Origin of the sequence: Slackia exigua ATCC 700122 (genome assembly GCF_000162875.1) — a bacterium.
Classification (GTDB): domain Bacteria; phylum Actinomycetota; class Coriobacteriia; order Coriobacteriales; family Eggerthellaceae; genus Slackia; species Slackia exigua.
This window is the reverse complement of sequence record NZ_GG700630.1, coordinates 993,334-1,013,984: the sequence shown is the minus strand read 5'-3', so window position 1 is coordinate 1,013,984 and position 20,651 is coordinate 993,334. Positions and strand designations below refer to the sequence as shown.

Below are 20,651 nucleotides of genomic sequence, written 5' to 3'. Positions count from 1 at the left end.
ACCATGACTGGTGAACTATTGATCATCCTGATGCTCGTGCCGCTCGTCGCGGGCGTCATCATCGCCATCCTTCCCTCGAAGGAAGGCCTCATCCCGGCCTACGAGGCGCTGCACGGCATCGATGTCGTCGCGGTTCTGGTTCTGAGCTTCGTGTCCATCGCGGGCGTCGTGGGTTCGGGCGAGACCGCCGCCGCCATGGGCGAGTGGTTCCGCCTCGACCAGCTGTCCTGCATCTTCGTGGGCCTCATCGGATTCATCGGCTGCATGACCGGCCTGTATGCGATTCCCTACATCAGGCACGATGTGCAGCGCGGCGCCATGGAGCCGCGCAAGGTGAAGCAGTTCTACCTGTTCTTCAGCCTGTTCATCTTCACGATGCTCGTAGCGGCGCTGTCCAACAACATCTTCATGATGTGGATCGCCGTCGAGGCCACGACGCTGTCGACCATCTTCCTGGTGGGCGCCTACGACGTGAAGCCTTCGCTCGAAGCCGCCTGGAAGTACGCCATCGTCTGCACTTCGGGCGTCGCGTTCGGCCTGTACGGCACCGTGCTCATCTATGCGAACGCCGCGAGCATCCTGCCCGATCCGACCCAGGCCATCTACTGGACCGCGATCCTTCCCTATGCCGACCGGTTCGACACGCTGACCGTGGCGCTGGCGTTCGTCTTCGCGACGATCGGCTTCGGCACCAAGGCGGGCCTGTTCCCGATGCATACCTGGCTGCCCGATGCCCACTCCGAGGCGCCGAGCCCCGTGTCCGGCCTGCTGTCCGGCGTTCTGCTCAAGTGCGCCATGCTGCTCATCATCCGTTACTACATCCTCGCATGCGCGGCTTTGGGAGACGCATTCCCGAAGATGGTGATGCTGGTCATCGGCATCCTGTCGGTCGCCATGGCGGCCCTGTCGGTCTTCTCTCAGGACGACCTCAAGCGCAAGCTGGCCTACCACTCCGTCGAGAACATCGGTATCGTGGCCCTGTTCCTGGGCTTCGGCGGCCCGCTCGGCATCGCGGCTGCGCTGCTGCACTGCGTGACCCACGGCCTGACCAAGTCCTTCCTGTTCTGCCTGTCCGGCAACGTGCTCATGAAGTACGGCACGCGCGACCTCAACGAGATCAGCGGCGTGCTCAAGGCCATGCCGGCGACCGGCGTGCTGCTGGCGATGGGCTTCTTCGCCCTGGCCGGCTTCCCGCCCTTCGCGATGTTCGTGTCTGAGATCACAGGCATCACGGCGGGCGTCATGGACGGGCGGTGGATCGTTCTCGCGATCTTCGTGATCGCGCTCACCATCGTGGTCGCCGCCTGCGCCCACGTCGTCACCGCAGCCGTCTTCGGCAAGGTTCCCGACCATATCAAGAAGGGCGACGTCGGCGTCGCCGCCCTGGTTCCCGAAGTCATCCTGGCCGTCACGCTTCTGTGGTTCGGCGTCGCCGCCCCGCAGCCCATGCTGCAGTGCGTCGAGGACGCGACGGGGATCGTCACGCAATCCAGCACCGAGGCGCTGCACGAGACTCCCGTCGTGAACATTCTGTTCAGCCAGACCGATGGCGCCTCCGCAGGCATGAAGGTCGAAAGGTAGGGGGTCATGAAGAACAAGAAGGAGCTCCGTATCGGCGAGACCCACGTCGAAGCCGTGCGGAATCGTTTTCCAGGATCGGTTGTCGACGCGAGCTGGCAGGGCGAGGATCAGCTCTGTGTGACCGTGAAGCTCGATATGCTGCCTGACGTGGTGGAATTCCTCTACTACGATCGCGGCGGCTGGATGCCGGTCATGGTCGGCAACGACGAACGCCCGCTCAACGGCAATTATGCGCTGTACTACATCCTGTCCATGGAGGATGAGGATCGGTGCTTCCTGACCGTGCGCGTCGAGGTTCCGCCCGAGCCGGGCGAATACCCCAGCGTCACGCCGCGGGTTCCCGCCGCGGTATGGAGCGAGCGCGAGGTCTACGATATGTTCGGGCTGCGCGCGATCGGCATCATCGACAACCGTCGCCTGGTCCTGCCGGACGACTGGCCGGAAGGCCTGTATCCGCTGCGCAAGGACAGCATGGACTACCGCCATCGTCCGAAGCTCGCATCGGAGATGGAAACCTACGAGTTCCTGCGCGAGACCGGAGATCGCGAGACCACGGTCGTCCCGATGGGGCCGCTGCACATCACGTCCGACGAGCCGGGCCACTTCCGCCTGTTCGTCGAGGGCGAGACCATCGTGGATGCGGACTACCGCCTGTTCTATGTGCATCGCGGCATGGAGAAGTGCGCCGAGCAGCGCCTGAACTACGATGCCGTCACGTTCTTCGCCGACCGCATCTGCGGCATCTGCGGCTGCGCCCATTCGGTCGCGTACGCCGAGGCCGTGGAGAACGCCCAGGGCATCCAGGTCCCTCTGCGCGCCCAGTACATCCGCTCGATCGTGCTCGAGGTCGAACGCCTGCACTCGCACCTGCTCAACATCGGCCTCGTGTGCCACTACTGCGGCTTCGACACGGGATTCAACCATTTCTTCCGTGCGCGCGAGAAGTCGATGGATCTGGCCGAACGCATCACCGGCCACCGCAAGACCTACGGCCTGAACCTCATCGGCGGCGTCCGCCGCGACATCTTGAAAGAGCAGGCCGGCACCCTGCAGCTCGTCCATGAGCTGCGTGCCGAGGTCAAGAGCCTGGTCGAGGAGCTTCTGGGCACCCCGAACTTCGATTCCCGCACCAAGGGCATCGGCATCTTGGACCCGAAGGTCGCGCGCGACTACAGCCCCGTCGGCCCGCTGGTCCGCGGCAGCGGCTTCGCCCGCGATGCGCGCCACCATCATCCCTTCGATGGCTACACGCATCTGAAAGACTGGAAGCCCCAGTTCCAGACCGGATGCGATGTCCAGAGCCGCACGCTCGTGCGTGTCGGGGAGTTCTTCGACAGCCTCGATATGATCGAGGAGCTGCTCACCAACGCACCGTCAGGCCCGATCCTCACCGAGGATTGGACCTACACGCCGCATCGGTTCGGCGTGGCGGTCACCGAGGCGCCGCGCGGCGAGGACGTGCACTGGGCCATGGTCGGGGATAATCAGAAATGCTACCGCTGGCGTGCCAAAGCGGCCACTTACAGCAACTGGCCCGTCCTGCGCAGCATGTTCAGGGGGAACACGGTCTCGGATGCCGCGCTCATCGTCGGCAGCCTCGATCCCTGCTATTCCTGCACCGACCGCGTGACCGTGGTGGATGTGAAGAAGCAGACCTCCAAGGTCTTGACCAAGAGCGATCTCGAGTTCTACTGCCGCGACAGGGCTCATTCGCCGTTGAAGGATTAAGGAGACGGCCATGCTGAAAACCTTGATCAACGCCCTGAAAACGGGCAATGCGACCACCCAGTACCCGGCGGCGCCGATGGATCTGCCGTACGGCTTTCGCGGCAAGCCCGAGCACGACGAGAAGCAGTGCATCGCCTGCGCCGCGTGCGCATCGGCGTGCCCGCCCAACGCCATTCAGATGACGGTGGACGAAAGCGCCGGCACCATCGCGTGGAACATCAACTACGGTCGCTGCATCTTCTGCGGCCGTTGCGAAGAGGTCTGCCCCTTCGACGCGATCAAGCTCGGCAACGAGTTCGAGCTCGCGGTCATGGCGGCGGAAGACCTCGAGGAGAGCAGCACCTATCTGCTCGAGCACTGCGCGGCGTGCGGCAAGCCGTTCGCGCCGCGCAAGCAGGTCGCCTACGCGGAGGGTCTGTTGAAGAACATTTCCGGCATCGCCGGAGAAGAGCTTGACGCGTCCCTGGCGAAGCTGAGGGTGTGTCCTACGTGCAAGCGGACCATGGACGCCAAGGCGGCCCAGGCGGTTTCGCGCATCGAAGGGGGGAGGTAGGACATGCATACCGTACTCGAGCAGGTGCCCGAGCGCCTGCAGGCCATTCCTACCAGGATAGAGCTCGACGAGAGCATACAGAAGGCCAAGGCCGCGCTGCTCAACGACATCAAGCGCTCCGTCTACATCTACCGCGTCGACTGCGGCGGATGCAACGCGTGCGAGATCGAGATCTTCGCGACCATCACGCCGGTCTTCGACGCCGAACGCTTCGGCATCAAGAACACCCCGAGTCCCCGTCATGCGGACATCCTGGTATTCACCGGCGCCGTCACGCGCGCCATGCGCCTGCCGGCCATGCGCGCCTACGAAGGGGCTCCCGATCCGAAGCTCGTCGTGTCCTACGGCGCCTGCGGCTGCACCGGCGGTATCTTCCACGACAACTACTGCGTGTGGGGCGGCACCGACCAGATCCTTCCGGTCGATGTCTACATCCCCGGGTGTCCGCCGTCGCCGGCCCAGACCATCTACGGCTTCGCGATGACGCTCGGCATGCTGGGCCAGAAACTGCATCATAAGGAGACCATCGAGGCTCCCGGCGAGCTTGCGCGCCTGGCCTATGCGGACATCCCGTACGCCCTTCGTACGGAAATCGAGCACGAGGCACGTCTTATGAGCGGGTATCTGCAGGGTCACGACCTCGCCGATGATTTCCTGAAAGCGCTTTCGTCTTCGAACGGCAGCGTGATCGCCTCGGTCGACGACCTCATTGCCGGCACCGACGACCCGCGTCGCGCCGAAGTCTACGCCGACCTCAAAGAGCTTCTGCTTAAAAAGGTGATCGGATGAGCCTTGCGCGCAACAACGGGACCGACCTTGCGCCTGAGCATGCTCAGGCGCGGACGGTGCGCGTCCATCGCCTGGTGAGGAAGTTCGTGGACAGTGCGCAATCGGTGCCCGACGACGCGAAGGACGTTCTGTACTACACGCTTTCGGTCGGGCATCATACCGGTGTCATCGATTGCTTCGAGTGCGTGCTGAGCATGCCGGTCGAGGTATTCGAGCGCATCTGCGCTACGCTTCCGGAGGGAGAGGCGCGCTACAAACTCGAGGGGGTCATGCGCCATTCCGAGATAGAGCTCGGCAAGGCGCAGGTCGACATCGTGATCGATGCGCTCGAGCCGCTTGCATCGGCTGCGGATGAGGAGGTCGCCCGCTACGTCGGGCTCTTCCTCGAGCAGCTTCGCATCGTGCGCGAGGAGCCGTCGGTCTATGTGATGGTCAGGGAGGTGGTCTCGTGAACGTGGGGAATCAGATCCTGTTCACCGTCGGAAGCGTCCTGCGCGGCGACGACGCCGCAGGCCCGATGCTCACGCAGCTGTGCGAGGAGGATCCCATCGAGGGGTGGAGCGTCATCGACGGCGGGCAGACGCCCGAGGACGACCTCGTCCTGATCCGTCGGGCGCATCCGAAGCGCCTCGTGCTCGTGGATGCGGCCGACATGGGGCTCGAGCCCGGGTCGGTGCGCGCCATCACGCCCGAGGAGGTTGCGACGCAAGCCCTCATCACCACGCATTCCCTTCCCATCACGTTCCTTTTGGGGCAGCTCGAGGAGTGTTGCGACGAGATTCTGTTCGTCGGGATCCAGCCGCAGGACACCTCGTTCTTCAACCCGCTGACGCCCGAGGTCATGAAGGCCGTCCGGTTCGTATACGACTGGGTTGCGGCCGGAGCCGACTTCGCGATGTTCGCGGGAGCTCGTGAGTCTAGGTAAGCGATCCATTCGATTCTAGGGGAGTAATCATGGAGAACAAAGAACTCGACGCGTTGAAGCCCGATGCTCTTTCGCCGGTCGCCACGCTTGCGAAAGCCGTGGGAATCGGAGTCGGAAAAACGAAGATGCTGCCGGGCCGCATGTTCATCTCGGCCATGCTCGCCGGCGCCTTCATCGCGTTCGGCGGCCTGTACTTCTGCGTCTTCCTCGGCGATCCGGCCATGCCCTTCGCCGCGCAGCGCATCGTAGGCGGCATCTGCTTCTGCTTGGGCCTCGTGCTCGTTGTCTGCACCGGCGTCGAGCTGTTCACCGGCAATTCGCTCATGGTCTGCGCGCTCGTCGACAAGAAGATCGGCATCGGACCGCTGCTCAAGAACTGGATCATCGTCTGGATCGGCAATCTGGTCGGTTCCCTGATCGCGGTGGCGCTCATCTATCTCGCCGCCACGCCTGCGCTCGGCGGCGGTGGAGTCGGAGAGGCCATGGTGAACGTGGCTGCGGGCAAGGTCGCGCTCGCTCCGGCGACCATCTTCTTCAAGGGCATCATGTGCAACGTGTTCGTGTGCCTGGCCGTCTGGGTCGCGTTTTCCGCGCGCACGGTCGCTGACAAGGTGCTCGGCGTCCTTCTGCCCATCTCCGCCTTCGTCGCCGCAGGCTTCGAGCACTGCGTCGCCAACATGTCCTTCCTGCCCATGGGCCTGCTCCTGAACACCACGGGCATCGGCGACGCCGGCCTCGTCACTCTGGGCGGCGTCATGACCAACCTCTGCTTCGCCACGCTCGGCAATATCGTCGGCGGCGCGCTCGTGGGCCTCGCCTTCTGGGCGATCAACCGCGCGGTCAAGAGCGACAAATAAGCGGAGGGGCGGCAGCAAGGGGGCGCCGTGAGCGACCAACGCGTCATATATCTTGATAACGCAGCGACGACCAGGCCCTACCCACGCGTGTGCGCCGTCATGGCCGATGCTATGGAGCGCACGTTCGGCAATCCGTCCTCGATTCACGGCGTCGGTCGGCAGGCCAAGCGACTCATGGAGGAAAGCCGCGAGACGTTGGCCGAGCTGATCGGCGCCCATCCCGACGAGATGTATTTCACGTCCGGCGGCACGGAATCGAACAACCTCGCCATCACGGGGTCGTGCCTGGCTTTCGAGCGCATGGAAGGGAAAGGGTCGGTCATCACGTCGGCCTTGGAGCACCCGTCGGTCACGAAGACGGTGCGCAACCTGCGCCGCGACGGCTGGCGGACGGAGCATCTTGATGCCGTCAAGGGCGATCTCGATCTGGATACGCTCGGACGGCTGCTCTCGGAGCGTGACGACGTCGCCCTGGTCACCGTCATGAGCGTGCAGAGCGAGCTCGGGTATCGGTTCCCTATCAAGGAGGTCGCCGCTTTGTGCCACGAACATGCCATGGCGCGTCGCAGGACCGATTCCGACGCAGCGAGCGCCTCGTATCCGCTCGTGCACACGGATGCGGTTCAGGCGTTCGGCAAGCTTGATGTGCAGGTGGACGACCTCGGGGTCGACTTGATGTCGTTTTGCAGCCATAAGATCGGAGGTCCCAAGGGAATCGGCGCGCTGTACGTGCGGCGGGGCACGACGCTGTTCACCACGGCTGCCGGCGGCGGCCAGGAATCCGGGCTCCGCTCGGGGACGCAGGCCGTCCCTCTGATCGTCGGGTTCGCCGAAGCGGCGCGAATCACCTGCGCGGATCGGGAGGCGTCCTTCAAGCGCATATCCGCTCTGAAGCGCATGATCCTCGAGGGGCTGGCCGAGCGCTTCGACGGGCTCTGCGTGAATGCGCGCGACGACGGCAGCCCCTACATCGTCAGCTTCTCGATTCCCGGCACGAGCAACAGCCAGGTCATCAGAATGCTTGACGAGCAGGGCATCTGCATCTCCGCGAGCACGGCCTGCTCGACGTCCCGCGCCGACGTGCCCGAAGGCACCTGGCGTGTGAAGCATCCGTTGACGTTGCGGCTCGCGGGGTTCCCCGTGACGCATTGGCGCTATACCTACCGTGTGAGCCTATGCCGGGATACGACCGAGGACGAAGTCCGTACGTTTTTGGACGCATTCACGGTTGCGGCGGAGAAGTCGTTGGGGAAGCGCGCCGGCTAGGCGTCTCGACGGCGAAGCGGCGGTTCTCGAAAAGCATGGGGAGCGTTCGTTGGGCGGGCTTCGTCTCACGGGACGGAGCCCGCTTGCCTTTTGCGGTCGCTGGCCGCGTTCGCGCTGCCGGCTGTTCGGACGGACGAGCCTGCTGCGTGCCTTCGGCGGCTGCGGGCGGGAAGGAGGGAAGACGCATGAAGGGGAGGACGTCCGCATTCGTCGGCGCCGTTGCGGCGACGGTCGCCGCCTCCACCGCCCTTGCGCTTGCGTTTTCCTTCGCCGTCGATGCATCGAGCTGGGTTTTCTCTGAGACGGAGCACGTTGCCGTTCTGCTTCCCCTGGTCGGGCTCGAAACCTATCTGTTCTATCGCCTCATGCACGTGCCGTTCGGCATGGCGACGGGCGTGGCCATCGAATCGCTGAGGCGTGAATCCGCGGGAGCGGGAGAGATCGGCGCAGGGGAGGCGAACGCCGATCGCGACGCGTGCGAGATGGCGGTTGACGGGAATGCGGGCGATCGATCGGTCGCCGCAGGAGAACCGGGTGTCAGGCATGGCGTGAGCGAATCGATGTCTGACGACGTGGTGTCCGGCAGAGCGTCGGTCGCGTTCGCTCCGGCAGGGGAGGCGCGCACGTCGGCAGGCGAGGCATCCGCGCCGAATCCCGCAGTGCCGGGCGTGCCTTCTTCGGAATCCCGCCTCTGGGGCTATCATGCCGCATCCGGGAAGCGATCGGACGCATCCGACGTTGACCGGGGATTCTTCGGGGGTATGCGCAGATTGAGCGACACGGCGGTCCCCGACGAGCTTCCCGTGACGCTCATGCCCGCCATCTTCCTCGGCACCTGCATGACCATCCTCTGCGGCGGTTCGGTCGGCAAGGAGGCGGGCGCGCTGCAGATGAGCTCCGCGGTGGCGTCCATCATGCGTCGCCTGTTCAGGGTCGATAAGAAGCAGCTGGTCACGCTTGCGTCGTGCGGCATGGCCGGTGCGCTCGGCGTCCTTTTGGGCATGCCGCTCGCTTCGGCTCTGCTTTCGATCGAGCTCATGCGCAACCATTCGTGCGGCATCAGAGGGCTCGGCGTCGTCGTCGCATCGGCGTTCGCCGGCGACGGATGCGCGAAGCTCGTGGGATTTTCCGGCCTTGGATCGGCCGTCGTTGCAGGATCGCTGCCGGCGCTTGCGCAGACTCCGGCATTCTTGCTGGTCGTGCTCGGCAGCACTGCAGCGGGGGCGTTCTTCTGCTTCATCGTGGTGCGGGGGCGTGCGGCTGTGGCGGCGTTGCCGGTTCCCATGTGGCTTCCCCTCGTGATCGGCGGGACGATCGCGGCCGTGATGGTGCTGTCGCTGCCTGGCATGCGGGTATTTTCGGGTACGGGCATGGATTACGTGACCGCCGCGTTCGCAGGCGGTGTGACCGATCCGTACTTCTTGGGAAAGCTCGCGTTCACGGCGTTCCTGCTCGCATTCGGCTTCAAAGGCGGGGAAATCATGCCGACCATGTGCATCGGCGCGACCTGCGGATGCTTTCTCGGGGACGTTTTCGGCATCGATCCGGGATTCGGTGCCGTCGTGGGGCTTGTCGCGGGAATGACTGCTGCGGCGAACTGCCCGATTGCGGCGTGCTTGCTCGGCCTCGAGGCGCTCGGTCCCGTCGGTGCGGGCTGGTTCGCCGCGGCGGCGGCGATCTCGTTTCTCTGCACGCTTCCTTTAAGCCTGTACGGGAACGTGTTTTCGTATCGCGAGATCGGGACGGCGATGCGCAAGGCGCTTGCGTTTGTGCGTCGGACGAAGTAGGAATGGATCGCGTGCGCATCATGCTCGCGCCTGCGCCGCCCCACGCGCGCGCCGGGCGCTTCCTTCTGTGCGGCGAGGACGATTCGCATGCGTTTAGCGGCATCTTGCGATGCTAAAAAGTTGTTAGAGCGTCAATGGGTGCTCTCACGACGCGAAACCGTCGTGAGAAAGGCTTATCAATGTGATGAGAGTTTGGTTGCCGTCGCGCGATCCGTTGAATGTTTTCATGCGCGACACCGGTGCCGCATGCGTGGACACCGCGCATGCGTTATCGAAAATGCGCACGTGCTATCGAAAAACGTGCATGCGTTGTCAAAAAATCAGTGCTTTACGAAAAATAGAAGCCGATCCTCGCCCAACTGACAGTTTTTCCTAGGTTAGGGGGTATTCGATCCCGCGACGAAGTCTTTTGAAGGGGTATTTTGTTGTTCTCGCAACGAAAATGGCTCTCGATCTCGAAAAACGACTTTCAAAATCCCACTAAGCTCTGCAAAATCGGCAATGCGGGCGGATTGGGCTTACGCCATGGCTGTCCGCACGAACCGTGTGGCACAGGATCGCCCCGAGCGCAGGTCAAGCAGTTCGTCTCCGCAGGCTAGCGTTTCCATATTGTCTGGTCGAAGTCTTGCAAAACGTTCGGTCAAAGCGGCTGATCCAGTCGTTCAACATCGCGATAGCCATACAGGCGCATGTCATCGTAGGTTCTCAGATGCAGAATCCGATCACGATGCCGGCATCGTAGTTGCCGAGGAAGCCATAGGGGTTCGCCGACCCATCTTTGTAAACGCCGACGTAGTACACGTCGTCGCTCGCACGTGAGCTGCGCGTCCACCAATCGCAGGGCTTCTCGCCGTCGGGAAACGTGCGTGCGAGCAGCTCGGTCGGCGCCGAGGCGTCGCGGCCGGTCTCGTGGCTGAACGCCTGCGCATCGTCGGTGTCCACGACGATGCCGCCTGCGTTGATGCCCGCTTGCGTGAAGAGCCGATACTGGCTGCCTTCCTCGGCGAGCACATCGTTGCACCAAGCCTGGTCATCGGTGAACCATGCGATGTCCTGCCCCCAGATCTCAGCGGCGGAGGGAATCCAGAGTGCATCGTCCGTCACGCTCAAGGACGCGCTTGGGTTTTCGGCATCGGCGTTGCCGAGGTTGTTCGTCGTCTTCTTGATGGGCGTGATGGCTTTTTCCAGGTCATCAGGAAACGAGGGAAGCACCTCGTTTGCCAGCCATGCGCGCGCCTCGCTCTTCTCCCAGCCGCCTGCATTCGACGGTCCGGAATTCATACCGTGCGGTCCCACGGCCGTTGTCGCAAGGAAGGTGATGCCGGCTTTCCCCGATCCATCGGATTTATCGTCGCGATAGATGTCGGCGACGCGGACCGCGATCGTCTCCCCGGAATCGAGCGCGATGGATTTCGTGCCCTCAGCGATAGATCCATCTTCATTGACGAAGCCGTATGAGGCTGCGCGTGCTAAGGCGTCTTCCTCATCGGACGCAGATTCTATATCGTGCGCGGCTGCCTCGATTTCATCCCAGGTCATGGTCTCCAAGGATCCGGAATCCATCGACGTCGCACCGCCCTGCGCGCAGCCGGAGGCCGCCATGCTTGCGAGGAGGGCAAGGAACACGAGGAGGACGACGGTGCGCCCGAGGGAGTCGCGTTTGGAGCCGCGGCGGCCGTCGTTGAGGTGCAGAGCATGAATCATAGGGAACTTCTTACCTGTCAAAGACCGTTGACGCTATGCGATAAGGCCAGGTGCGGTCTTGCCAATACCTTTTGATGGTAGCATCCCACGAAACGTCTCATCCTTCGAGGCGTCGAAGGGAGCCACATGGAACTTGCAGGACAGATAAAGCGCCTAAGGTCCGAGAACGATTTGTCTCAAGACGATTTGGCGTCGAGGATATACGTCTCGCGCCAGACCATTTCCAATTGGGAGAACGACAAGACCTACCCAGACGTGCAGAGCCTGCTGCTGTTGTCGGCGACCTTCGACGTATCGGTGGATAGCTTGATCAAAGGAGACGTGACGGCCATGGAAGAAATCATTGGGAATAAGGATCTTGCGAAGAAGCTCACGATCCTGTCATGGACGGGCGCGGTGTTCCTCATCGCTTCCGTGGTCCTGCTTGCAGGAGGAACCATGTTTTGGGAATGGGGCATGATCCCATCCACCATCATCTGGCTTCTATCCTTTGGAATCGGATGCTCGTTCTTTTGGCGGATCGATCGGATCAAAAGAGACCAGGATCTCGTGACCTATCGAGAAATCGTCTCCTTCATCAAAGGCGACCCCGTTGACCGCGACAATCCCACAAGCGTGCGTGCTCGTGAGAACCGCCTGCGCAATACCGCGCTTCGAGTCTTGGTCTGCGCGATGCTGGGATGTGCCGTCGGATATCTGTTCGCACAGGCGGTCATGTCGTAAAAATGACGCATCAGTGCAGATGACGCTTGAAAATAGCATTACATCACGGGTATTGAGAAGTCAGGATGCTCTTACAGGCAATATCGGACAGGCAGCTTTCGAGTCGTTCAATGAGTATGAGCTTGCTGCCATGCAGTACGTGTATGCAAAGGGTCGAATCACTGGCGGAGAACTGTCGGGGCTTCTCGGGAGAAGCGTGAAGGTATCTAGGCCCACGCTTAAAGGTCTCCCGCGTTTCACCGTCGTTCCCCCGTGAATCTGACGATATGCGCGCCGTCCGCTCCGCCAAGATGACGCTCCGTCAACGTTTAGTGACGCACGCTTAGATTTTCTCAATTGGGCATTGCGTGTTACGGCTTGGCTGCTAGTATAGGGAACCGTTAGCAGTCGGGCATGCCGAGTGCTAGCACTCATTCAACTCGGGTATCAAGTCATGGAGAAAGGACAATCGATCATGAATTTGAAGCCTCTGGGCGATCGCGTCATCGTGAAGCGCGACGAAGCCGAATCCGCAACTTCCGCGGGCCTGCTCATCGCATCCACCTCCAAAGAGAAGCCGCAGACCGGCATCGTCGTCGCCGTGGGCGAGGGCAAGCTGGACAAGGACGGCAAGCTCGTGCCCGTTCCCGTCAAGGCCGGCGATCGCGTCCTGTACGGCAAGTACGGCGGAACCGACATCACGCTTGATGGCGAAGAGGTCCTGATCCTGCGCGCCGACGACATCCTGGCCGTCTACACCGCCTAATCGTGCATCCTGCCGGTCGCGTCACTCGTGGCACGCGGCCATGCAGCCGCCAGGTTGAAGGGGATAAGGCAGATCCTCTTTCCTCGAGCCTGGCGCAGCGGTTCATCTTTTGAGGCAGCCCGAAGGCTGCGAAAGGAAGAATTCCAATGGCTAAAGAAATCAAATTCGACTCCGAGGCTCGCGGCTCCCTTGCAGACGGCGTTTCCAAGCTTGCGGAAGCCGTCAAGGTCACCCTCGGGCCCAAGGGCCGCTATGTCGCTCTCTCCCGCAGCTACGGCGCTCCCACCGTCACCAACGACGGCGTGACCGTCGCCAAGGAGATCGAACTTCCCGATCCGGTCGAGAACATGGGCGCCCAGCTCGTGATGGAAGCCGCCACCAAGACCAACGACGGCGCGGGCGACGGCACCACCACCGCCACGCTGCTCACCGACGTCATCGTCGAGGAAGGCCTGCGCAACGTCATCGCCGGCGCCAACCCGCTGGCCGTCCGTCGCGGCATCGACAAGGCCACCGAGGCTCTGGTCGCCGAGCTGAAGGAAACCGCGATCCCCGTTTCCTCCAAGGATCAGATCGCCAACGTCGGCACCATCTCCTCCGGCGACGCCGTTATCGGCGAGAAGATCGCCGAGGCCATGGAAATCGTCGGCAACGACGGCGTCATCAGCGTCGAAGAGTCCCAGACCTTCGGCTTCGAGATCGAAACCGTGGAAGGCATGCAGTTCGACCGCGGCTACATCTCCCCGTACATGGCCACCGACATGGAGCGCATGGTCGCCGAGCTCAAGGATCCCTACATCCTGCTCACCGACCAGAAGATCTCCAATATCCAGGATATGGTCCCGCTGCTCGAGCAGATCATGAAGAGCGGCCGCACGCTGCTTCTCATCGCTGAAGACGTCGACGGCGAAGCTCTGGCCACCATTCTGCTGAACAAGCTGCGCGGCACCTTCAACTGCGCTGCCATCAAGGCTCCGGGCTTCGGCGACCGCCGCAAGCGCATGCTCGAGGACATCGCCGTCGTGACCGGCGGCCAGGTCATCGCTTCTGACTTCGGCATGTCCCTTGCCGATGCCACCGTCGACATGCTGGGCACCGCCAAGACCGTCAAGATCACCAAGGACAACACCACGATCATCGACGGCGCAGGCTCCAAGGACGCCATCAACGAGCGCATCGAGCAGATCCGCGTCGAGACGGACAACGCCACGAGCGACTTCGATCGCGAGAAGCTCCAGGAGCGCCTGGCCAAGCTCGCCGGCGGCGTTGCCGTCCTGCGCGTCGGCGCGGCTACCGAAAGCGAGCTCAAGGAGAAGAAGAGCCGCATCGACGATGCCCTGCAGGCGACCCGCGCGGCCGTCGAGGAAGGCGTCATCCCCGGTGGCGGCGTTGCCCTGCTCAACGCCCTCGGCGCTCTTGAGAAGGTCGAATGCGCGGATAAGGACGAAGAGGTCGGCGTCGCGATCATCGCGAAGGCCGTCGAGGCTCCGCTGCGCACCATCGCCCAGAACGCCGGCTACGAAGGAAGCGTCGTGGTCGAAAAGGTCAAGGGTATGGCTGCTGGAGAAGGTCTGAACTGCGCTAACGGCGTGTATGGCAACATGATCGAGATGGGCGTGTCCGATCCGGTCAAGGTCACCCGCACCGCCCTGCAGGCAGCCGCTTCCGTCGCGGGCCTCATCCTCATCACCGAGGCCACGGTCAACGAGATCCCGAAGGAGGGTCCGGACCTGTCCGCTCTCGCCGGCGCTGCCGGCGCAGGTGCAGGCATGGGCTACTAAGCCTCGCGCATCTCGCACGTATAGCGCATTGAACCGAAGGGCCGCGCTGGTGCGCGGCCCTTCGTGCGCTAGTCGCTCCTCGGATTCTTCGAGGAGCGACGTTCTTTCCGAGGCTGCTTTCTGTATGCAGATTATCGGATCGAGGTGTTCTGTCGAGGTTGAAAGCAAGGCCCGAGGCGGATAATCCGCCTCGGGCCTTGCTTGCGCATCGGGTGCAATCGTATCGAGTGCGACCGATTCCTATTTCCTGAACAGGCGAGAGAAGAATCCGAGGATGCCTCCGCGCTTGCGCTCATGCGCTCCGGAGCCGGTAGGCACGGGAACGATCTCCACGTGCGTCGCCGCGACGGGTTCGTCGGGCACGGGTTCCGAGAGGCCCCGGTCAGGATCTGCAGGGTGTGCGTGGGCGGGATCTTCCGGTTGAGCGGGAGCTTCCTGAACAGATGCTGCGGAATGAATAGGAGCATCCGTCGGATCGCTGGCCGCTGCCGCCTCGGCCGTCGCTCCGGCCCCAGCCTTCGCCGAGCAAGCGGGAATACCCGGATGATCAGGAGCTGCCGCAGTTCCGGCATCCTCATCGGCTGCACGCGCATCTTCATGCGCGACAGGCGCCACGGCATCGAGCTCGTCTCTCGTCACCATGTCGTCCATCGCCTCTTCTGCCATGGCTTCGATCTGGGTGGACAGCTTCTGACGCTGGGCGAAGTCGTAGGCTGCCGACGGCAGCGTATGCTCGGCGGCCACATATGCGTCTCTGATCAGGCGATCCTGAGCATCGAACGGGCGCTTCGGCATGCCGTCCTCGGCAGTTCCCAGGAAGTGCCCCAGGCGCGTGTAGGTTCCATCGGGCAGAAGCTCGCGCAGCTTCGCCGTGTCGGACAGCATCGTCTGGAAGTACGTGACGACGCTTTTCCGAGCCTGAGGATCTTCCACCGGCCACATGATTTCGACGCGTTTGTCCAGGTTGCGAGTCATGAGGTCCGCGCTTGAGAGGAACACCTTGCGCTCTTCCCCCTCGCCGAACACGTAAATGCGCGAATGTTCGAGCAGGCGTCCGACCACGCTGACCACGCGCACGTTCTCGGTTTCGCCCGGAATGCCGGGCACAAGGCATGAGATGCCGCGCACGAGCATCGTCACCTCGACGCCCGCGCGGCTGGCTTCGGCGATCTTCTCGATGATGTCGCGGTCGGTCACGGAATTCGTCTTTAGATACGCGCACGCGGGCCTGCCGGCGCGCGCAAGGGCGATCTGCTCGTCCAGCAGGTCGCAAAGGCGCTGCTTGATCATGATCGGCGCCACGCTGAGCTTCTGGTAGTCCTTCGACACCGATTCGAGCTGCATGCTGCGGAAGAACAGCGCGGCATCGCGGCCGAACACGGGGTCGGCGGTGATGAGCGAGAAGTCGGTGTAGAGCTTCGCGGTCTTCTCGTTGTAGTTGCCGGTGCCGAGCTGCGTGATGAATTGCAGCCCCTCGGGCGTGCGGCGCGTGATGGAGCAGATCTTGCTATGCACCTTGAAGTCGTGGAAGCCGTAGATGATCGTGCATCCAGCCTGCTCGAAGCGATGCGACCATTCGATGTTGTTGTTTTCGTCGAAGCGTGCGCGCAGCTCGAACAGCGCTGTCACGTCCTTGCCGTTCTCCGCGGCTGTGATGAGCGCATCGGCCAGGCGCGATTGGCTGGCCAGGCGGTACAGCGTGATCTTGATCGAGATGACGTCCGGGTCGACGGAGGCTTCCTGCAGCAGGTGCACGAAGGCGTCCATCGTCTCGTACGGATACGACAGCAGGATATCCTTCTGCTGCACCTGGTTGATGATGGAGCGGTTGCGCACCACCGATGCGGGCCACTGCGGCGATGCCGGCTCGTCCACCAGGTCTTCGCGCACGTCGGCCGGCACCAGGGACGGCAGCGCGAACGCATAGCCCATGTCGAGCGGCATCCCGATGCTGTAGATCTGATTGCGCTTGAGCTTCAGGCGCTTGGCCAGCACGCGCTGCGTCATGTCGGAGAGCGGGTATTCGCTTTCCAGCCGCACGGGGGCCAGGCGGGCGCGCTTCTTGATGATGCGCTTCATGTGCGTGCGGAAGTCCTCGTCGTTCTCGTCGGCTTCCTCGTACGCGTCCAGGTCGGCGTTGCGCGTGACCTGGATCACATTGGCGTGCTTGACGGGATACATGCCGAACAGGCCCTCCACCACCAGCTCGAGCGCATGTTCGAGCAGGATGAACGTGAATGCGCCATCGCTGCTCTTGATGGGGATGATGCGCTGGGTGTTCTTCGGCATGGGGATGATGCCCATGATCACGTTCTCGGCCGCCTTCGCCCGCGCCGCCTTGCGTTCGGCCTTGCTGGCTTTCTTCGTCTTCTCGAGCTCGGCCTCGTCGTCGAGGCGCACGGCTATGTAGAGCGCGCCGTTCTCCAGATGGGGGAAGGGATGCGTCGCGTTTATGATCTGCGGCGATATGAGCGGCAGCACGTTGGCATCCAGATACGCCTTCACCTGCTCGGCCTGTTCGGCCGAAAGTTCGTCGGGATAGAGCTGGCGGATGCCGGCGTTCGCCAGGCGCGCACGCACGGCATGGAAATCCTTGGATGCCTGCGGCGTCAGGTCGCGCACGCGGGCGTAGACGGCGTCGAGCTGCTCGTTCGGCGTCATGCCCGTCTTGCTGTCGTAGACGTCGGTCTTGGCAAGCGCCAGGTCGAGCAGGCTGCCGACGCGCACCATGAAGAACTCTTCGAGGTTCGATCGCCAGATGGCGAGGAATTTCAGCCGTTCGAGCAGCGGCACGCTCGGATCGACGGACTGGTCGAGCACGCGCTGGTTGAACGCGAGCCAGGAAAGCTCTCGGTTCTGCATATAGGTCGTCGGGACAGGGCGCTGCGGACCCTTCTTCGCCTTGCGCTTCGGACGGGCTTCGGGGTCGGTTTCGACCTGGTTCTCGTCCATGTCCGTAGGAGTTGATCCGGTCATGGGTGATCTCCTTCCGTGAGGTGCGGAAAGCTCTGATGCTCTGGTTACGGGTATTATAGTAACCGTACCGGGGCGCTTCGGCTCCGGGGAGGGCAGCAACCCGCGCAGCCCCGCGGCGAAGGGAGCGTATCCGTGCTCGAACAGGTGGATCTCGATCATAAGACGGCCAAGGAAGATTACAAGGCCGAACACGACGCCCTGATGGCCCGCCTCATCGTCCTGCAGGTGAAGGCGATGCAGGCCGGCATCGGCACCGTCGTGATGTTCGATGGCTGGAAGGGCGCGGGCAAGGGGAGCCGTATCAGCGATCTGGCGTACAACCTGGATGCGCGCTACATGAACGTGCATACGCTGTCGGATTTCGACGTGCATGCCCATAGGGAATTCTGCGAGAAGCATCCCGGCGTCACCGGATTCTATCCGTTCATGCAGGAGTTCTGGGGCGCGCTGGGCGAGCGCGGCCGCATGACGATCTACGAGCAGGGCTGGTACGCTGCGGCGCGCCGGCTCATGGCCAAGGGCGACGACCCGCAGGCCCGTGCGCGCGAAACCGTCGAATCGATCGGCGACTTCGAACGCATCCTCGCCGACAACGGCTACGTCGTGGTCAAGTTCTTCGTACATATCTCCCAGAAGGAGCAGGAACGCCGCCTGCGCAAGCTGGCCGACAACCCCGACACTTCCTGGCGTCTCAAGGGCGGCGGGATTCCCGGCAAGGACGAGTACGCCGCGCGCTACGAGGAATTCGACAAGACGCTTTCGCTCACCGACGCGGACCATGCGCACTGGGTGCTTGTCAACGGCGAGGACAAGCGCACGGCGAACCTGACCATCGCCCGCACGCTCGTGACCGAGCTCGAGCGCGCCCTGTCGCGCAAGGAGGACCCCGCCGCCGCGGCCGCGGCGAGGAAGGCGGCCGAGAACAGCGCAGGCGCCCTGGCCCAGGCGACCGACCCGCGCACGCGCAGCGCCGAGGAATCCGCGCTCGTGCTGGAGGCGGCGCGCGCCCAGGCGGCCGAGCAGGCGACCTTCGCGCCTCGTCACTCGCGTTTCAAGATGGTCGACCGTCCGGTGCGCCTGGCCGATGTCGACAACACCCTCTCCCTCGCACGCGCGGACTACTCAAAGGCGCTCAAGGAGGAGCAGAAACGCCTCGGCGAGCTCGAGCTCAAGATGTATCGGGCCCGTGTGCCGCTCATGATCGTCTACGAAGGCGACGATGCGGCCGGCAAGGGCGGCAACATCAAGCGCGTGGCCCAGGCCATCGACGCGCGCGGCTACACGGTGTTTCCTTCCGCCGCGCCGACGAAGCCCGAGCTCATGCATCCTTTCCTATGGCGTTACTGGACGCGCCTTCCCAAGGCCGGGCACGTCGGTATCTACGATCGCAGCTGGTACGGCCGCATCCTGGTGGAGCGCGTCGAAGGGTTCGCGTCGCCCGAAGAGGTGTTCCACGCTTACGACGAAATTAACGAATTCGAGCGCGAGCTGGTGGAATGGGGTGCCATCCTGCTGAAGTTCTGGGTGGCCGTCGACCCCGACGAGCAGCTGCGACGCTTCGAGGAACGCGAGGCCAACCCTGCCAAGCAATGGAAGATCACGCCCGAGGACTGGCGCAACCGCGACAAGCACCCGCAGTACGCCGCCGCGGTCGACGATATGTTCCGCCTCACGTCGACGCCGGCGGCGCCGTGGCGCATCCTTGAATCGACCGATAAGCTCCATGCGCGTGTGAAGGCGCTGCGCACCATCAACAAGGCGCTCGAGGACCGTCTGGGGTAGGTCGGGTATCTGAGGATCGGGTCCTCGACTCCCAATATTTCAGGGCGGTAACGCCATGCTTCCGTTTGCATAATCATCGAGCATTGCAGTACCATATGAAGGAAACATGTGAAAATGATGTACGGAAAGCAGGAAGGGGGTCGCCATGACGTTATTCGGCCTGACGGTTCCGATGACGCTCATCTGGGTCATCGCAGCCATCGTCGTCGTGCTCGTCATCGCGTTCATCGTGAAGGGCTTCATCGACGAGATGAAGCACTAGGCCTGATATGTCAGACGCGCTTGCAGGAGCGTTTTGGACGGAGATGCCGCTTCGGGCGCATCCCCGTCCTTTTTTCGTTATCATGACGCTATGAAAGAGATCAAGAGAACCCATTCGCATCAGGAAAGCCGCACGCACGGACGGAGGAGCAGGGGATACGAGCCCGCGAAGTTCGGCATGCCTTCCGCGCGCCCGCAATCGGCGCGCGCGTACGCCGCCGCATCCCCCGAGGCATCCCAGTATGCCCGGGCGCGCTACGGCCAGCAGGCCGCCGTGAACCGCCGCAACCGCCGGGGCGACCACTTCCTTTCGTTCGTCATCGTGGTCGCGGCTGCGGTGTTCATCGCGTCGATCGTCGCGCTCGGCGTCATCTGGTACGGCTATCACAGCAGCACGAAGATGTACGATGACGTCGCCAGCCACGCCGTCATCAGCGAGGAAACGTCCGACCTGGCGAATATCACGATCGACTGGGATTACCTCAAGTCGGTCAACAAGGATGTCGTGGCCTGGGTCTATATGCCCGGCACCGAAATCAACTACCCGATCGTCAAAGGTGCCGACGACGACGAATACCTCTGGAAGAACTTCGATGGAGGCGAAGGCGCCATCGTCAAGAAAGGCTCCATATTCCTCTCCGGCGTCAACTCTCGCGATATGTCCGACGACCTGAGCTTCTTCTATGGTCACAATATGCATGACGGCACGATGTTCTCGCTGCTCGAGAAGATGGTGAACGACACGAAGCTCTTCGATGGGTCGCGCACGTTCTACGTGCTCACCCCCACCAAGAACTACCGCTGCTCGACCTTCGCCCTCGACCGCGTGGACGAGACCAAGGTGGAGCTCATCCAGCCGACGTTCTCCTCGGCCGACGAATTCCAGGCCTATCTGAACGACCGCGTTTCGGAATCCCTCGTGTCTCTGCCTGGCGATGTGGACCTTTCCGGCATCTCCAAGTCGTTCGCGCTGGTGTCGTGCGCGGTGCATAACGACGGCACGCGCGTGATCCTCTACGGCGGCGTCGTGGATGCGGCGGCGCCCGCGAACGCGCAGGAACCGTCCGATGCAGGGGGCGCCGAATCGGTCGACAACGTGGCGGAAGACGTGGAGGCGGACGTCGCGGCGCAGTAACGGAGCGGAGCGCGGCTCCGGCCCGGGCGGCCGGGGCCGTTCGGTTTCCCGGCCCGAT

The 20,651-nt window shown here is 63.0% G+C and carries 16 protein-coding genes; 14 read left to right on the top strand and 2 right to left on the bottom strand.

The annotated features are described in order from the left end of the window. The first annotated feature begins 3 nt into the window (after positions 1-3). The 9 genes from HMPREF0762_RS04425 (at position 4) to HMPREF0762_RS04385 (ending at position 9,486) form a co-directional block, all read left to right on the top strand. On the top strand, positions 4-1,581 hold the full coding sequence (locus HMPREF0762_RS04425; protein WP_006362271.1) for a hydrogenase 4 subunit F: 1,578 nt from the start codon (positions 4-6) through the stop codon (positions 1,579-1,581). A 6-nt stretch (positions 1,582-1,587) separates the two neighbouring features. After that, on the top strand, positions 1,588-3,309 hold the full coding sequence (locus tag HMPREF0762_RS04420) for a hydrogenase large subunit (protein WP_006362270.1): 1,722 nt from the start codon (positions 1,588-1,590) through the stop codon (positions 3,307-3,309). 10 nt (positions 3,310-3,319) lie between these two features. Next, on the top strand, positions 3,320-3,862 hold the full coding sequence (locus HMPREF0762_RS04415) for a formate hydrogenlyase complex iron-sulfur subunit (RefSeq protein WP_006362269.1): 543 nt from the start codon (positions 3,320-3,322) through the stop codon (positions 3,860-3,862). A gap of 3 nt (positions 3,863-3,865) precedes the next feature. Continuing rightward, the gene (locus HMPREF0762_RS04410) at positions 3,866-4,651 is read left to right on the top strand and encodes an NADH-quinone oxidoreductase subunit B family protein (RefSeq protein WP_006362268.1); all 786 of its coding nucleotides are present in this window, start codon (positions 3,866-3,868) and stop codon (positions 4,649-4,651) included. After that, on the top strand, positions 4,648-5,103 hold the full coding sequence (locus HMPREF0762_RS04405; protein WP_006362267.1) for a formate hydrogenlyase maturation HycH family protein: 456 nt from the start codon (positions 4,648-4,650) through the stop codon (positions 5,101-5,103). The genes HMPREF0762_RS04410 and HMPREF0762_RS04405 overlap by 4 nt, the downstream gene beginning before the upstream one ends. Beyond that, entirely contained in the window at positions 5,100-5,576 is a 477-nt protein-coding gene (gene hycI / locus HMPREF0762_RS04400) for a hydrogenase maturation peptidase HycI (RefSeq protein ID WP_006362266.1), read from the top strand. Before HMPREF0762_RS04405 ends, hycI begins: the two co-directional genes overlap by 4 nt. 29 nt (positions 5,577-5,605) lie before the next feature. Beyond that, the gene (locus tag HMPREF0762_RS04395; RefSeq protein WP_006362265.1) at positions 5,606-6,433 is read left to right on the top strand and encodes a formate/nitrite transporter family protein; all 828 of its coding nucleotides are present in this window, start codon (positions 5,606-5,608) and stop codon (positions 6,431-6,433) included. A 27-nt stretch (positions 6,434-6,460) separates the two neighbouring features. Beyond that, positions 6,461-7,699: a cysteine desulfurase family protein gene (locus HMPREF0762_RS04390; protein ID WP_040619019.1), complete on the top strand. Its 1,239-nt coding sequence runs from the start codon at positions 6,461-6,463 to the stop codon at positions 7,697-7,699. Positions 7,700-7,884: 185 nt separating this feature from the next. Then, complete coding sequence (locus HMPREF0762_RS04385) at positions 7,885-9,486, top strand: chloride channel protein (RefSeq protein ID WP_006362263.1); 1,602 nt, start codon at positions 7,885-7,887, stop codon at positions 9,484-9,486. 705 nt (positions 9,487-10,191) lie between these two features. Here HMPREF0762_RS04385 and HMPREF0762_RS04380 read toward each other — a convergent pair. Continuing rightward, positions 10,192-11,190 carry a DUF6273 domain-containing protein gene (locus tag HMPREF0762_RS04380; RefSeq protein WP_006362261.1) on the bottom strand — a complete coding sequence of 333 codons (999 nt, stop codon included), beginning with the start codon at positions 11,188-11,190 and terminating at the stop codon, positions 10,192-10,194. Positions 11,191-11,316: 126 nt separating this feature from the next. On the opposite strand from HMPREF0762_RS04380, the gene HMPREF0762_RS04375 reads away from it, so the two are divergent. The 3 genes from HMPREF0762_RS04375 to groL all read left to right on the top strand — a co-directional run bounded on the left by HMPREF0762_RS04375 (position 11,317) and on the right by groL (position 14,439). Then, a complete protein-coding gene (locus tag HMPREF0762_RS04375) occupies positions 11,317-11,913 on the top strand; it encodes a helix-turn-helix transcriptional regulator (protein WP_006362260.1) in 597 nt (198 codons plus the stop codon). 454 nt (positions 11,914-12,367) lie between these two features. Then, entirely contained in the window at positions 12,368-12,658 is a 291-nt protein-coding gene (locus HMPREF0762_RS04370) for a co-chaperone GroES (protein ID WP_009077294.1), read from the top strand. Positions 12,659-12,804: 146 nt separating this feature from the next. Continuing rightward, a complete protein-coding gene (gene groL / locus HMPREF0762_RS04365) occupies positions 12,805-14,439 on the top strand; it encodes a chaperonin GroEL (RefSeq protein WP_006362258.1) in 1,635 nt (544 codons plus the stop codon). A gap of 240 nt (positions 14,440-14,679) precedes the next feature. Here groL and ppk1 read toward each other — a convergent pair whose 3' ends face one another. Next, a complete protein-coding gene (gene ppk1 / locus HMPREF0762_RS04360; RefSeq protein WP_050759675.1) occupies positions 14,680-17,415 on the bottom strand; it encodes a polyphosphate kinase 1 in 2,736 nt (911 codons plus the stop codon). Positions 17,416-17,547: 132 nt separating this feature from the next. Between ppk1 and HMPREF0762_RS04355 the strand changes: the two genes are divergently transcribed. Both HMPREF0762_RS04355 and HMPREF0762_RS04350 read left to right on the top strand, forming a co-directional pair. Next, positions 17,548-19,197, top strand: coding sequence for a polyphosphate--AMP phosphotransferase (locus HMPREF0762_RS04355; protein WP_006362256.1), 1,650 nt, complete (start codon positions 17,548-17,550; stop codon positions 19,195-19,197). 439 nt (positions 19,198-19,636) lie between these two features. Then, positions 19,637-20,593: a class B sortase gene (locus tag HMPREF0762_RS04350; protein WP_245935496.1), complete on the top strand. Its 957-nt coding sequence runs from the start codon at positions 19,637-19,639 to the stop codon at positions 20,591-20,593. Positions 20,594-20,651: the final 58 nt, after the last annotated feature.

Bases quoted from the DNA above. Each gene is read 5' to 3' on its own strand.
- HMPREF0762_RS04425 (WP_006362271.1), top strand. From the start codon at position 4: ATGACTGGTGAACTATTGATCATCCTGATGCTCGTGCCGCTCGTCGCG.
- HMPREF0762_RS04420 (WP_006362270.1), top strand. From the start codon at position 1,588: ATGAAGAACAAGAAGGAGCTCCGTATCGGCGAGACCCACGTCGAAGCC.
- HMPREF0762_RS04415 (WP_006362269.1), top strand. From the start codon at position 3,320: ATGCTGAAAACCTTGATCAACGCCCTGAAAACGGGCAATGCGACCACC.
- HMPREF0762_RS04410 (WP_006362268.1), top strand. From the start codon at position 3,866: ATGCATACCGTACTCGAGCAGGTGCCCGAGCGCCTGCAGGCCATTCCT.
- HMPREF0762_RS04405 (WP_006362267.1), top strand. From the start codon at position 4,648: ATGAGCCTTGCGCGCAACAACGGGACCGACCTTGCGCCTGAGCATGCT.
- HMPREF0762_RS04395 (WP_006362265.1), top strand. From the start codon at position 5,606: ATGGAGAACAAAGAACTCGACGCGTTGAAGCCCGATGCTCTTTCGCCG.
- HMPREF0762_RS04385 (WP_006362263.1), top strand. From the start codon at position 7,885: ATGAAGGGGAGGACGTCCGCATTCGTCGGCGCCGTTGCGGCGACGGTC.
- HMPREF0762_RS04380 (WP_006362261.1), bottom strand. From the start codon at position 11,190: ATGATTCATGCTCTGCACCTCAACGACGGCCGCCGCGGCTCCAAACGC.
- HMPREF0762_RS04375 (WP_006362260.1), top strand. From the start codon at position 11,317: ATGGAACTTGCAGGACAGATAAAGCGCCTAAGGTCCGAGAACGATTTG.
- HMPREF0762_RS04370 (WP_009077294.1), top strand. From the start codon at position 12,368: ATGAATTTGAAGCCTCTGGGCGATCGCGTCATCGTGAAGCGCGACGAA.
- groL (WP_006362258.1), top strand. From the start codon at position 12,805: ATGGCTAAAGAAATCAAATTCGACTCCGAGGCTCGCGGCTCCCTTGCA.
- ppk1 (WP_050759675.1), bottom strand. From the start codon at position 17,415: ATGACCGGATCAACTCCTACGGACATGGACGAGAACCAGGTCGAAACC.
- HMPREF0762_RS04350 (WP_245935496.1), top strand. From the start codon at position 19,637: ATGCCTTCCGCGCGCCCGCAATCGGCGCGCGCGTACGCCGCCGCATCC.